This is a genomic window from Bacteroides faecis MAJ27 (assembly GCF_900106755.1).
Classification (GTDB): Bacteria; Bacteroidota; Bacteroidia; order Bacteroidales; family Bacteroidaceae; genus Bacteroides; species Bacteroides faecis.
On the sequence record NZ_FNNN01000019.1, the window covers coordinates 1 to 14,194 of the forward strand.

Consider the following 14,194-nt stretch of genomic DNA (forward strand, 5'->3'; position numbering starts at 1 on the left):
TGTCATCAGATACATACTGCTATGCATCCAACAAGCATTGACGGTTCTATTTTTTCTTGTACTACTTGTATTGTTTATCAATATTTCAAAGAACTTGGTTGCTTTCGTTTCAAAAGCGGGTGCAAAGGTAAGGGATTTTATTTTAACTGCCAAACGTTTTCGGAAGTTTTTTTTAATTTTTCTTTTTATATCGTTTCTCAGGCTCTCTTGCGAAAGGGAAAGAAGGTAAAGAAGAAAAACAAACCGCGTTTCTTTGCGAATCGGACTGCAAAGATAAGAACTTTATTCAATAACATCCAAAACTTTCCGGAAGTTTTTTTGTTCTTATTTTAAGCTGCCGTACGCTTTTACACTAAGTCAACTTATCAAGGCTTTCTTCTCTTGGAAAGCGGGTGCAAAAGTAGTAGCTTTCAGCTTATGCTCCAAAATTATCGGACTGTTTTTTTGAATTATTTTTGGATATCCATGCTAAGGGGCTGATTCAGAAGGATGTTGTAGAACATAAATTTACCGGGGATGGCAGAAAGGGGGAAAGGGACACACCTTATTATATTCACACACGCGGATGCGGGCGCGAAGGGAACAGATTTCAACAGGAAGGAAGGGAAGGATAGCGGTGAGTCATTCATGAAGACAGTATGGATGGACTAAAAGCGGAGAAGAAACTCTCATGGAAAAGGGTTTTTCTATTGTCACTTGTCACTTTTCAAGTCAAACAGTTATTTATCAATGGATTAAGAGTGACAACAAGGTGATAATAGAGGTGATAACAGGGTGACAATAGGAAAAGCATGTGAGGGTATTGTCACTTTTTGGGGAACAGATTATCGCAGACAGACAAGGGACGTTCATGGGAAAGTGGCGGCTGAAAGGAAAAGAAGAAACTCCGAAAGTATACTGATAGCGATAAAGAAATACGGGGATGCAGGCAAGGGATTAGTTTCATGCGGGGAAAACAAAGGTTTCATATAGGAGAAACTCTAGTTTCAAGCAGGGGAAACTAAAGTTTCAAACCATCTGGAACTGGAGTTTCAAGAGGCAAGAAACTTCAGGAAACAACCGGAGACGGGAGCAGAGGACCGCATGAGTGGATAAGGAGGAACGCATGATTGGAGTGAAATGAACGCACGATTCAATCAACCCGACCATAACAATGTCCCGATTAACCTGTTCTCTTAGAAAAAACAGGAGTATGGATATAAGCGAAAAAAGCATTTATCACACAATAATAGAGGAAGTATCAGATCTTAATACCTGATATATCAATTATTAACAGATGGAACGTCAATTATTAATAGTTGACAGATAAGAGGTTAACATACTGAATACGAAACTATAGCATCAAGAAAAATGTGTATTAAAGCATGAATATAGAGTGAGAGCAAATGCCTGCTACCACACTTGCTACCACAGCTGCTATCACAGCTGTAACAACGATGAATAAAGGGATACAGACAGATAGTGAGAGCATGGGAGCAAAATCTATACTAAATCAATAGGAGGCTGAATCAGATGCAGCCAAATAAAGATTGAGCATCTCCGAGCAAAATCCACCTCCAGTTGTTATTCAAAGACAAGGATATATTATACAATAAAAAGTCAATGTCATGGAAAAAAACATTTTTAAGTTAGATAATGAACAGCTCAAAGTGATTGCATGCTCATTTCGTGATAAAATAGAAGAAGGGTTAAAGACAGAAAATGCAGAGATACAATGTATTCCGACTTTCATTACTCCCCAAACAACTCATATCAATGGTAAATCACTGGTACTCGACCTGGGAGGAACCAATTATCGAGTGGCAATCGTAGATTTCAATAAAGCAGCCCCTACCGTTCATCCGAATAATGGCTGGAAGAAAGATATGTCAATCATGAAGTCTGCCGGATATACCCGCGAAGAGTTATTCAAAGAACTGGCCGACATGATTGTAGGAATAAAGCGTGAGGAAGAAATACCCATCGGTTATTGTTTTTCCTATCCAGCCGAATCTGTACCGGGTGGAGACGCCAAACTGTTGCGTTGGACCAAAGGGGTAGATATAAAAGAAATGATCGGAGAATTTATCGGAAAACCTTTGCTTGACTATCTGAATGAAAGAAATAAGATCAAGTTTACAGATATCAAAGTACTCAACGATACTATAGCCAGTCTATTCGCCGGTCTCACGGACAGCAGTTACGATGCATACATCGGCCTCATCGTAGGGACAGGAACCAATATGGCTACTTTTATCCCTGCTGATAAAATACAAAAACTAAATCCGGCATACAACGCACAGGGGATGATACCGGTAAATCTGGAATCAGGCAATTTCCATCCACCCTTCCTCACTGCAGTAGATGACACCGTCGATGCAATCTCCGGTAACCCGGGAAAGCAACGCTTTGAGAAAGCGGTATCCGGCATGTACTTGGGAGACATTTTGAAAACGGCTTTTCCACTGGAAGAGTTCGAAGAGAAATTCGATGCTCAGAAACTGACTTCCATTATGAACTATCCGGATATATACAAAGATGTATATGTGCAGGTGGCACAATGGATATATGGCAGATCTGCACAATTGGTTGCCGCCTCACTTACAGGACTTGTCATGCTGCTGAAATCGTACAATAAAGACATGCGAAAAGTTTGTCTGGTAGCCGAAGGCAGCCTTTTCTGGAGTGAAAACAGGAAAGATAAAAACTATAACATTCTTGTTATGGAGAAATTAAGGGAACTTTTCAAGCTGTTCAACCTGGAAGATGTCGAAGTGGATATCAAAAGCATGAATAACGCGAACCTGATAGGAACTGGAATTGCAGCATTATCCTAATGCCCCTGGCATCGTTTGCTTCACATCGTATATGCATGTGCTGAAATCGACAGGAAAGTGAGACCGGGACTCGCAATAAGGGGATCAATATGTCTGTATCATTATTTGGGGTACGAATTATGCGGATTAACACGGTTTCCAGTAGTATATATAATCTCTTGGAACTGTGAAATCCGCATAATCTGTGCCCAAATTAGGTCTATTAGCAAGCCAATATTCATTTTGCCCCTTATCTGCCCGGCACTATTTATTATATGGAATAACGCTTAAACGATAATTGTCGTCAGGCAACAATTCCGAATCAAATTCGATTTCAATATCTTTAGACTCACCTTTCAGCAATGTAAAATAATTATCATTCATCAGCGCAGGTAATATACGTTCTCCGTCTGACGAACGGACGGCCTGCACGTGAACAGCAAAAGCGACTGATGGACCTACATTCTTAATCGTAGCTTTTATCACTTTCTTGTCTCCATGATCCGTCCGGTTCACTAGCTGAGATGTCACATTCAGCTTCGCTTTTGATAAAGTATTCAATGCTTTATAGTCGCCCGGCTTGTTGGAACGCCAATAGAAGTTGTCAGAAAGCAGATTTCCATTCGCATCGTTCAATTCCAGTTTTATAAAATGAACCGGAGACAAATCCGTCGGTTTCTTTTTCTTGCCATACAGTTCAAATTCATAGAGTGAATACCCCCACATAGTAGCGCATTTCACTCCCTGCATTTTTACATAGCGAGTACGTACAGGCTTTATCTTTATTTCTTCCAGTCCGCCTTTACAATCTTCATTGGAATAAATTTCCTTCCAATGCGCCGCATCATCAGAGATCAACAGTTTATAGGACTTGGCATGAGCTGCTTCCCAGTTCAACGCAATGGTGGCTATTTCCGCAGGTTCGCCCAAATCTACATAAATCCATTCATCATCACGAGGCTCACTCGCCCAGCGACTGCCGTCACTGGCATCAATAGCGGCCCCGGGCTCACCGGCATCTTTAGAGACGGAAGAAGCAAACGCTTTTTTACCAAAAGCAAGATTGTCCGTAGTAAAATTCAGATGGAAACAATAAGAATCCTTATTGGCAGCTGCATTCAATGTGACATTCTGAGTGTAACGTCCCATTTCTTTCCCATCCAGATTGTAGACTCTGGCGGTTGCTTTCAGTCCCTGCAAATCTTGTAAAGTAGTATTAATAACCTTCACACTATTATCAGCATAGCTCCACTGGATGTGAACAGGTTCGCACGCCTTCTTAATTCCCCAGTAAGCTCCTGTCAGATCATAATAATAATCATAGGTCTGCCACACCAAAGAAGGATAAGCCGACTGTCCCATCCAAGTCAGGATGCCGGATGCATCGTCCCATATATGATGCTGGAAACCTTCGTACATCGCCTTGTTCACTTCTACATTCACCAACTGGGCTTTCCGACAGAAATCTTCGATTCCCTTAGCTTTTCCATAATTATACTCCACCGTAGAGAAATATTTGTCAGGTCCCGCATTACCTCCGGAGTTACCAAAGAAATGTTTATTCCACATTTCATTGCGCGGCCACCAGTTCTTTTCGGGAATAAATTTCTTGAAGCTTTCGAAAGTAGTGAAAACTGCCGTACCAATTTCCGTACGAAGTCCCCACCCTCGGGTGATATTAGCACCATACCCATAAGGAGCTTTCGTAAAATACCAGTTAGGATGAGAATTCATCCAGGGGCCGCTACCGGAAAGCCCATCGCTGTGCGAATTGGCATGGTATGCCCTATCCCCTCCATCGTAAACATTCACATCTTCTTCCAGCCATTTATTGAGTGGGGGTAACGGATAACCCTCATTATCTCCGCACCACACAGCAATGCAGGCGTGATTGCGTAAACGCTTTATCTTTTCAACAGCATTCATATTGAAGGCAAAGACGTCATCAGGGAGATTGGAGTTTGAATTCAGCCAGAAATCATCCCAAACCATGATACCATATTTATCGCAGGCCTGATAAAACTCGTCATCAGTAACAGAACCTATCCAATTCCGTATCATATTGAAATTCATCTCCTGATGAAGCTTCACTTTCAAATCATATTCTTCCCCCCGACAGCGTAACATATATTCACTCATTCCCCAGTTGCCACCTTTAAGATATACAGGTTCACCATTTATTTTGAGATGAAGTATGCCATCCACCATTTCATAACCATATTCCCTTATACCGAATGTAAGCAGCTGTCTGTCTGAGACTTTTCCACCGACAGAGTATGTCAGCTCACACGTATAGAGATTCGGTTCACCGTAGCCGTTAGGCCACCACAAGGCAGGGTTACGGACTACCAGTTGCTTCAATTTCGTGTTATCGAGCAAGAAGTCACGTTGCTTGCCCGCTTCAATTTCCATTTCTTCCGAAAACTCAATGTTACCGGGCCGGATCACTCCTTTCAGTATTCCTTTCTGATCGACCGCTGTATTATTTCTCAGTTCCAGCTGCAGGCTTAAGGTCGCTTCGTCCCTGGAAGGCACCTTCGAACGTATCCATGGATCGATCATGGACACTTCACGGGTCTTAGTCAAATAGACATCATCGGTTATGCCACTTAAAAGTCCCGGTACATAAGGCATCCAGTCCCAGCCTGCACACGAAACGTAAGTAGGACTTGCATAGTTGGGAACCGGCGTTCCAACCCAATGTACAAGAACGGCCAGTACATTCTTGCCTTCTTTTGACAATAAGTCCGTTACATCAAAGTTTCCTCTGTGCATAAAACCATCAAGCAACCCCAGGCGTGTTCCATTGAAGAATATTTCTCCCTTGCGGTTCACTCCTTCAAAATTCAGCCAGACTTTTTCTCCGGTTTCCACTTTGGGAGAAAGAAATTCTGTGCGATACCAAAAATTGCGGTCGTACTTCGATTTATCTATCGTATACGCATTATCACCAAAATTCGGATCGGGCTCCAACCCTTCCGAAACGTACGAACCGAAAACAGTTCCCGGCACCGTTGCCTTCACCCAGCCTTCCGTATTATACCGGACGGACATAATCAACGAAGGATCGGTAACTTCCGCCTGTGCCTTCACTCTCCAGACAGCCAGATTTCCTTCGCTATTCAATGATATTTTTTCCTTTTGCGCTTGAGACGTGATACTTGATAACAGTAATGTAAGTATCAGTGTAATCTTCCAAATATTCATGCTCTTCTATGATTAATATTTCTTCTTTTACTAATAAACAATTAGTATTAGGACGATTGAACACTCAAATACTACTAAAAAAAGAAAGTTGATTATAGACTCACGAATCCTCTGTATGTGGTATGGTATTAGCAGATTACTTATAGTAAGGAGCTGTCTTAAAAGTACAGGCACCGAAGCTAACAATATGATTGTTAATGATATAATAAGATTCAGAGGAATAGGTTAAGCTTTGCACACCTCTCCTTTTTGAAAAAAGCATATCATTTTGAAAAGAGTAAGAACCCATAAATTATCAGATGACAATGAAAGTTTGCAAATTTGAAAGAATGAATAATGAGGATGAAGTCAAGCAAGTAATCGGTTGCATACAGAAAGAGCATCCTTACGTAGCCGTCATTCCTGTATTGACACAATTGCAGGAATGGTTACAGGCTATTTCCGTCAGTTGGTTTCATGAAGAAGATGAAACGTCTCATACGATAGTTAATGCCATTGAGGAATATTGCCGTACTCTGACCGACCGTCTCATTTCAGACCGGAAACTGAATCAAGACATGAAAGTCCAAATTGAGAAATGCATAGAAAAGATACAGGTCTTGGTGGAAGATAAGGCAGACTTACTGACCGACAAAATAATAAAAGCCGAAGTATACGGACTGTCCAATGAATTATTTGCCTGCTGCCTACGTCAGCAAGGGCTTCGTGCACAAACTCTGGATACCGGAAAGTTCATGCAAATCAACCTCGAAAGGAAACCGGATATTCCATATATCAAGGAGTCTGTTCAACAGTACATCAGCGAAAAACGGGATGCCGATATTTTCATCGCTCCACTTTCCCTCTGTAAAAATGTATATGGCGAAACAGATTTCATGAATGAAAAACGTAACGACTACTACGCCACAGTACTCGCCACCGCATTCGGAGCAGACGAACTGCTCTTATCTACCCAGATCAACCATATCTATGCAAACCGTAACAGCCGGAGAGAACAGCACTCACTGACATATACAGAGGCCGAACAACTGATCAACAGCGGAGTATACTTGCTCTATGCCGACTGCATCAGCTTAGCGGCACATTCCAATATAACTATCCGGCTGACGGACACTCATGACCTGACAACGGAACGGCTTTATATCTCATCCCACGACACGGGCAACAGCGTCAAAGCAATACTTTTTCAGGATTCTGTCACATTTGTACGTTTTACATCATTGAATGTCCTCCCCGGATATTTACTAGTGGGCAAATTGCTGGAAGTAATCAACAAATATAAGATCAATGTCATTTCAATGGCATCATCGAATGTATCCATTTCTATGGTGATATCAGCCAGCCCTGACACTTTGCGGATTGTGCAAAAAGAGCTCCACAAGTATGCCGAAATGGTTATTGACGAAAATATGTCTGTGATACATATCATTGGTTCGCTCCATTGGCAGCGTACCCAAGTAGAAAGTCATATAATGAACACTATCAAGGATATCCCCATTTCACAGATTTCTTATGGAGGAAGTGACCAGTGCTTCACCTTATCTGTACATACCACGGATAAAAACAGACTTATCAGTTTGCTGGCCGCCCATTTCTTTGAGAACGAGTTTGCTACCTGACTTCAATCCAGACATCCCACTTTGTCAGATCTTATACTCCTCGATCTTACGATATAAAGTAGTGAGACCTATCTTCAACAAACGGGCAGCTTCGGTCTTATTGCCTTTTGTATATTCCAAAACACGGGCAATGTGCCTTCGCTCCATTGCAGCCAGTTCAAAACTGCCCATGCTATCGTCCGAACATTCATAATGAGTATTCTGAATTTCAAGAGGCAAGTCACACACATCCAGACGTCCACCTTCACAAACAATCAGGCTGCGTTCAATTACGTTCCTCAATTCGCGGATATTGCCCTTCCACGGTTGTTGCTCCAGTGCTTGCAGAAAAGCCGGAGTCATTTCGCTGATTGCATACGACAGTTTTTCAGAAAAGCTCTTGGCAAAAGCAGTAGCAAGGATTCTTATATCACCGGTACGCTCACGGAGAGCCGGAAGATGTACCTGGAATACGGAAAGCCGATAAAATAAATCCTCACGGAAACGTCCCGCTTTGATTTCCTCTGCCAGGTTACGGTTGGTAGCAGCTATGATGCGCACGTTCACCCGGGTAGGTTTCGTATCTCCTATCTTTATATATTCGCCGGTTTCGAGGATACGCAATAACTTGGCTTGCAGTTCAAAAGCCATTTCACCGATTTCATCCAAGAAGATGGTTCCATTATTAGCTTCTTCGAACAGTCCTTTTTTATCTTTCAAAGCTCCAGTGAATGATCCTGCTTTATGCCCGAACATTTCACTCTCCAGCAGTTCCTTGCTAAAAGACGAACAGTTCACGGCAACAAAGTTCTGCTTATTCCGCTTACTATTATAATGTATAGCCTGAGCAAATACTTCTTTTCCGGTTCCCGTCTCCCCGGTCAATAAAACCGGAACATCAGTCACCGATACTTTCTGTGCCAGCATAACAGCCTCTTTCAGTACTTTCGATTCTCCCAGAATGGAATCAAAAGAATATAGCTGGCTGACTTTCTTTTCCAGTTTCTCCAACCGTACATTCATCTTCGCCTTTTCGACGGCACGGCTGATCAAAGGAATGATCTTATTATTATCGTCTCCTTTCGTGATATAATCGAATGCACCGTTTTTGATTGCCTGCACCCCGTCGGGTATATTACCGTGAGCAGTAAGAAGAATAACCTCTACATTCGGGGCTGTCTTTTTAATATTCAAGACCAGGTCGACTCCATTTCCATCGGGAAGAAAGACATCACACAAAGCCACATCCGGCTGTTGAATTTCCAACTGTCTGATAGCTGCCTTGCAATCACCCGCCTGACATACCTCATAGCCCTCCAGTTCGAGCATACGAGCCAATAGGCTACGAATCTGAACCTCATCGTCAATGATAAGAATTTTACTCATAATTAATTTATAAAAAATGAAGAAAGACAAACAGGGTGCGCAAATATAAGTCTTTTTTCTATGATCCGAGAACAATTCTCTCCACTTTATTGTTATTTCCATAGGAAACTATTTACGTGATAAAATTATGAAGATAATTATTATTGGAGGCGTTGCCGGAGGAGCTACCACTGCTGCCCGGATCAGACGCACAAATGAAACAGCTGAAATTATCCTTTTAGAAAAAGGGAAGTATATCTCTTATGCCAATTGTGGGCTGCCCTATTATATAGGAGGTGTGATTGAAGAACGGGAAAAGTTGTTTGTACAAACACCCGAAGCATTTTCTACGCGCTTCCGTGTAGATGTCAGAACTGAAAATGAAGTCATCTTCATCGACCGGAAGAGAAAGACAGTGACAGTGAGACAAAGCAGTGAAGACTCGTACGAAGAAAGCTACGACAAATTACTGATATCAACCGGAGCTTCTCCTGTAAGACCTCCCCTGCCGGGTATCGACCTGAACGGAATCTTCACACTGAGAAACGTTACAGACACAGACCGAATCAAAGAATATATCAACAGCCATGCTCCCCGAAAGGCTGTTGTCATCGGAGCCGGATTTATCGGGCTGGAAATGGCAGAGAACCTGCACGCGCAAGGAGCAAAAGTTTCTATTGTGGAAATGGGAAATCAGGTGATGGCCCCCATCGACTTCTCGATGGCATCTCTTGTACACCAACATTTGATGGACAAAGGAGTGAACCTGTATCTGGAACAGGCTGTGGCATCCTTCGAAAGAGACGGAAAAGAACTGAAAGTGATCTTTAAGAACGGAGAGTCTATCTCTGCCGACATTGTCATCCTTTCCATCGGCGTTCGCCCGGAAACGACATTGGCACGTGCAGCAGAGCTAACAATCGGCGAAGCAGGAGGAATTGCCGTCAACGACTATCTGCAAACTTCGGACGAATCGATTTACGCCATCGGTGACGCAATCGAATTCCGCCATCCGATCACCGGAAAACCGTGGCTTAACTACCTTGCCGGCCCTGCCAACCGTCAGGGGCGAATTGTAGCAGACAATATTCTGGGAGCACACATCCCCTATGAAGGAGCCATCGGGACTTCTATCGCCAAAGTGTTCGATATGACGGTTGCCTCTACCGGCCTCCCCGGCAAGCGATTGCGGCAGGCAGAAATCAATTATATGTCTTCCACCATTCATCCGGCCTCTCACGCAGGATATTATCCGGATGCCATGCCGATGAGTATCAAAATCACTTTCGATCCGAAGACAGGCAAACTGTACGGCGGACAGATTGTCGGCTATGACGGTGTAGACAAACGAATTGACGAAATCGCACTCGTCATCAAGCATGAAGGTACGGTCTATGACCTGATGAAAGTAGAGCAGGCTTATGCTCCTCCATTTTCTTCAGCCAAAGATCCGGTAGCCGTTGCAGGATATGTAGCCGAAAACATCATCACAGGGAAAGTACAACCCGTCTATTGGAGACAGCTAAGGGATATCGAACTGGAAAACAATTTCTTGCTGGATGTACGTACTCACGACGAATTCTCGCTCAACACACTGCCGGGTGCAGTGAACATTCCCCTGGACGAACTACGCGACCGGCTGGACGAACTGCCGAAAGACAAGATGATTTATACATTCTGTGCTGTCGGCCTCAGAGGATATCTTGCCTATCGTATCCTGATACAACACGGATTTGAAAAAGTACGCAACCTTTCCGGAGGATTGAAAACATACCGTGCTGCCACAGCACCTATCATCCTGAGGGAAGATAATGACAACGAAATAAAGGAAGCACCTGCACAGCCGAAGGCAAGCATACAACAGCCAACTCCTACCGTATCGCCTGTCGAAGCCGTGAAAACAATCCGTGTAGATGCCTGCGGACTGCAATGTCCGGGTCCGATTCTGAAAATGAAAAAGACGATGGACACGCTGGCTTCAGGAGACCGGGTAGAAATCACCTCAACCGATCCGGGATTTCCTCGTGATGCCGCCGCATGGTGTAATTCGACAGGAAATCAATTGATCTCCAAAGAGGCGACAGGAGGAAAATCTGTGGTCGTGATAGAAAAAGGCGAACCTAAATCCTGCAACATTGTTACTTCCTGTGAAGGCAAAGGGAAAACTTTTATCATGTTCAGTGATGATTTAGACAAAGCTTTAGCTACCTTTGTACTCGCCAATGGAGCAGCTGCCACCGGACAGAAGGTAACGATCTTTTTCACTTTCTGGGGACTGAATGTTATCAAGAAACTGCACAAGCCGAACGTAGAAAAAGATATCTTCGGAAAAATGTTCGGAATGATGCTGCCTTCCAGCTCCCGAAAACTGAAACTCTCTAAAATGAGCATGGGAGGAATAGGAGGAAAAATGATGCGGTACATCATGAACCGGAAAGGAATTGACTCGCTGGAGTCTTTACGCCAGCAGGCTCTTGAGAACGGTGTAGAATTTATCGCCTGCCAAATGTCTATGGATGTCATGGGAGTAAAACAGGAAGAACTTCTGGATGAAGTGACAATAGGTGGAGTGGCAACATACATGGAACGGGCCGATAATGCAAATATCAATCTGTTTATATAAAAAGAACAAACAAAAAGAACAAGCAGTATATGAAAACAATATGTGTAATGCGCGATGTATTCAAAGCAATGGCAAGATTTGAAGATTCATTTGAAAAAGTATATAAGATATCCTTAAATGAAGCGATGATCCTATGTGCCCTGCAAGAAGCCTCGCCAAAGAATATGACAGCTACAAGCCTGTCTAAACGGACGGAACTGACACCCTCACACGCTTCAAAAATGCTCCGGATTCTGGAAGAAAAAGAACTGATCGTCAGAACTCTCGGAGAAGTAGACCGAAGATTGATGCAATTCCATCTCAGTCAGAACGGTAAAAAGCTAGTCGGAGAATTAGAACTCGAAAAAGTGGAAATACCGGAATTACTGAAACCACTGTTCGAATCGACAGATTAATCAGGCAGTCGGATACTTTAAATATCGACTCGCTAAATAATAAAACGGTGAACCCTCTATAGTTATGTTACAGGTTGTTCACCGTTTCTTATTTATCCATTACCGCGTATTACTCTTATCGGATATACGCGCGTATCCTTATTCTTCAAGCCATCCTTTAAGAAGTGACATCACTTTTTGTTTCTGATCTTCGGGCATCGTACCGATGCGTGCCAGATGACTGCCTCCCGGCTCTACAAAAACATGAATATTCTTTTTATCCTTCAGCCAAGTCACTCCGGCAGCCGTCCAAGGATCATTCTGGCCATAGATGAAAATCATCTTCGGATCGTTCTTCTTCAGAAACCGTACAATCTGTTTGCTCAGTGTTTTATCGAATTTCATATTCTTCAGGTCTTCCGGCAGCATCAGCCGGCGCAGATAATCCTTACTGGTCTTTATAGAAAGGTAAGGCTTAAAGGGACTGATGTCATATCCATAATACCCTAATTCACGGGCAGCCTGCACGAAGAAAGAAAGAGTCGGACTGTCTGCTATAAAATAAGAAGGGCCGCTGATTGCCAGCAAATGATCCAGAAGTATATCATCAGAAGCGGATATTTCGGGGATACTATGAATGTCCGTTCCCCATTGCCAGATAGAAAAAGAGTATTCCAGCACACAGAAATCGTAAATCTCTTCTAAAGGAGCCCGGAATGTATAGTTCTTTTCAGCACATATTTTTTCAAAACGGGGTAACAAACGGGCCTTTCGTTTCAATACTTCCAACTGGAAATCTTCTATTTTTTTCCTATCGGCTTCCGTACCTGCCCGGCGAAGAAAAGGTTCGTGCCGCCCGTCTTCGCGGGCATAGCAGAGAGGGGCCACATAAGGCACGGAAACATCCACATCATCGGGAAAGAAAGCACGATATAATAAGGAAGTCTGCCCGCCTTTACTGATCCCCGTACTGATCCATTTGCCCGGATACAAGGCCTTGAAGGTTTCCCTCACGGCATGCAAATCTTCGGCAGAATTCGCAGCTGTCAGATATTGCCAGTCGCATGGTTCGGGAGTGGATTCGAGAAAGTAGCGGTGCTCTACAAAGATCATATTCGCATCGAACAAGTCTGAAAGTTCTTCCCGGTAAGTGGGGCGCAGAGCATACGCCGCCCCATATCCTTCGGTAACAATCACTGTGGGACGGTCATAACCGACATGCCCTACAATCACCCGCTGACGGAAACTTCCCTTTTCGGGATGCCGATGATCCAGCGGTTGAGTGAGGTACATTACATACTTTTCGGGGAACCGGCTCGTATCGAGAGACTTTATTCCGCTGACGGAATTATTTTTTTCGATCTTCTGAATAAACGATTCCTGTGCCGACAACGAGATAGGCGCAACTGCGATCAGCAGCACGATAGAGAACCATACGAAAAGAGGCATCCGAATATGTTTCATAAGCATTTGAGTGTTAATTTTCTCGCAAAGATAATCATTTGCACGAACCTTTTTACACATTTCTTGTTGTTTGTAACAAAAGCCCCAAGGTACCAGGGCGTGATTTTTATATAACCTAAACATTATAAAAGATATGAAGAAATTAATTCCTATTTTATTGGCGGTCTTTGCACTCGCTTCTTGCGAAAAAGACCCGGACATGGGTAAGCTGGATGACAACTATCTGGTATACACTAACTACGACAAGCAAGCCAACTTCAAAGACTTCAGCACATTCTACCTGGCTGACAAAATCTTGGTTATCTCTGACAGCAAAGAACCGGAATATCTCGAAGGAGAAGGCGCTGAGCAAATTCTGGCTGCTTATACAGAAAATATGGAAGCAAAAGGTTATCAACCGGCTGCCGATAAAGAAAGTGCCGATCTTGGTATTCAGGTAAGCTACATCGCAAGTACTTATTATTTCACCGGCTACACTCAACCTGAATGGTGGTGGGGATATCCCGGATACTGGGGAGCTAGCTACTGGGGTAACTGGGGTGGATGGTACTACCCGTATGCTGTGACTTACAGTTATAGTACCAACTCATTCATTACAGAAATGGTGAACCTGAAAGCAGATGAAGGTGAAGGCAAAAAACTTCCTGTAATCTGGACAAGCTATCTGACTGGATTTGAAACAGGCTCTAAAGCTATCAACCGCACTCTTGCCATTGAAGCAGTGAACCAATCATTCACTCAGTCACCTTATCTTACTAACAAATAAAC

General features: G+C 43.2%; 9 protein-coding genes. 6 read left to right on the forward strand and 3 right to left on the reverse strand.

Going from position 1 to position 14,194, the window contains the following annotated elements; translation table 11 throughout:
- Positions 1-333: hypothetical protein (locus BLW31_RS24625; protein WP_369678471.1), on the forward strand; the 333-nt coding region annotated here is incomplete at its 5' end.
- Between the two features lie 1,274 nt (positions 334-1,607).
- Complete coding sequence (locus BLW31_RS16020) at positions 1,608-2,816, forward strand: hexokinase family protein (RefSeq protein ID WP_010535445.1); 1,209 nt, start codon at positions 1,608-1,610, stop codon at positions 2,814-2,816.
- 243 nt (positions 2,817-3,059) lie between these two features.
- Here BLW31_RS16020 and BLW31_RS16025 read toward each other — a convergent pair whose 3' ends face one another.
- Entirely contained in the window at positions 3,060-6,002 is a 2,943-nt protein-coding gene (locus BLW31_RS16025) for a discoidin domain-containing protein (protein WP_010535446.1), read from the reverse strand.
- 305 nt (positions 6,003-6,307) lie between these two features.
- Between BLW31_RS16025 and BLW31_RS16030 the strand changes: the two genes are divergently transcribed.
- Positions 6,308-7,621, forward strand: coding sequence for an amino acid kinase family protein (locus tag BLW31_RS16030; RefSeq protein WP_029425027.1), 1,314 nt, complete (start codon positions 6,308-6,310; stop codon positions 7,619-7,621).
- 24 nt (positions 7,622-7,645) lie between these two features.
- Here the strand turns inward: BLW31_RS16030 and BLW31_RS16035 are convergent, their stop codons facing one another.
- Positions 7,646-8,986 (reverse strand): sigma-54-dependent transcriptional regulator, encoded by a 1,341-nt coding sequence (locus BLW31_RS16035; RefSeq protein ID WP_010535448.1) that lies wholly within the window; start codon positions 8,984-8,986, stop codon positions 7,646-7,648.
- 127 nt (positions 8,987-9,113) lie between these two features.
- Here BLW31_RS16035 and BLW31_RS16040 point away from each other — a divergent pair, with 127 nt between their 5' ends.
- Positions 9,114-11,588, forward strand: coding sequence for an FAD-dependent oxidoreductase (locus tag BLW31_RS16040; protein WP_010535449.1), 2,475 nt, complete (start codon positions 9,114-9,116; stop codon positions 11,586-11,588).
- A gap of 29 nt (positions 11,589-11,617) precedes the next feature.
- Entirely contained in the window at positions 11,618-11,983 is a 366-nt protein-coding gene (locus BLW31_RS16045; protein ID WP_010535450.1) for a MarR family transcriptional regulator, read from the forward strand.
- A gap of 138 nt (positions 11,984-12,121) precedes the next feature.
- Here BLW31_RS16045 and BLW31_RS16050 read toward each other — a convergent pair whose 3' ends face one another.
- Entirely contained in the window at positions 12,122-13,426 is a 1,305-nt protein-coding gene (locus BLW31_RS16050; protein ID WP_029425028.1) for a S28 family serine protease, read from the reverse strand.
- 133 nt (positions 13,427-13,559) lie between these two features.
- Between BLW31_RS16050 and BLW31_RS16055 the strand changes: the two genes are divergently transcribed.
- A complete protein-coding gene (locus BLW31_RS16055; protein ID WP_010535452.1) occupies positions 13,560-14,192 on the forward strand; it encodes a DUF4136 domain-containing protein in 633 nt (210 codons plus the stop codon).
- Positions 14,193-14,194 lie beyond the last annotated feature (2 nt).

Excerpts from the sequence above, each read along its gene's own strand:
- BLW31_RS16030 (WP_029425027.1), top strand. The coding sequence starts at position 6,308 with ATGAAAGTTTGCAAATTTGAAAGAATGAATAATGAGGATGAAGTCAAG.
- BLW31_RS16025 (WP_010535446.1), bottom strand. The coding sequence starts at position 6,002 with ATGAATATTTGGAAGATTACACTGATACTTACATTACTGTTATCAAGT.
- BLW31_RS16020 (WP_010535445.1), top strand. The coding sequence starts at position 1,608 with ATGGAAAAAAACATTTTTAAGTTAGATAATGAACAGCTCAAAGTGATT.
- BLW31_RS16035 (WP_010535448.1), bottom strand. The coding sequence starts at position 8,986 with ATGAGTAAAATTCTTATCATTGACGATGAGGTTCAGATTCGTAGCCTA.
- BLW31_RS16045 (WP_010535450.1), top strand. The coding sequence starts at position 11,618 with ATGAAAACAATATGTGTAATGCGCGATGTATTCAAAGCAATGGCAAGA.
- BLW31_RS16040 (WP_010535449.1), top strand. The coding sequence starts at position 9,114 with ATGAAGATAATTATTATTGGAGGCGTTGCCGGAGGAGCTACCACTGCT.
- BLW31_RS16050 (WP_029425028.1), bottom strand. The coding sequence starts at position 13,426 with ATGAAACATATTCGGATGCCTCTTTTCGTATGGTTCTCTATCGTGCTG.
- BLW31_RS16055 (WP_010535452.1), top strand. The coding sequence starts at position 13,560 with ATGAAGAAATTAATTCCTATTTTATTGGCGGTCTTTGCACTCGCTTCT.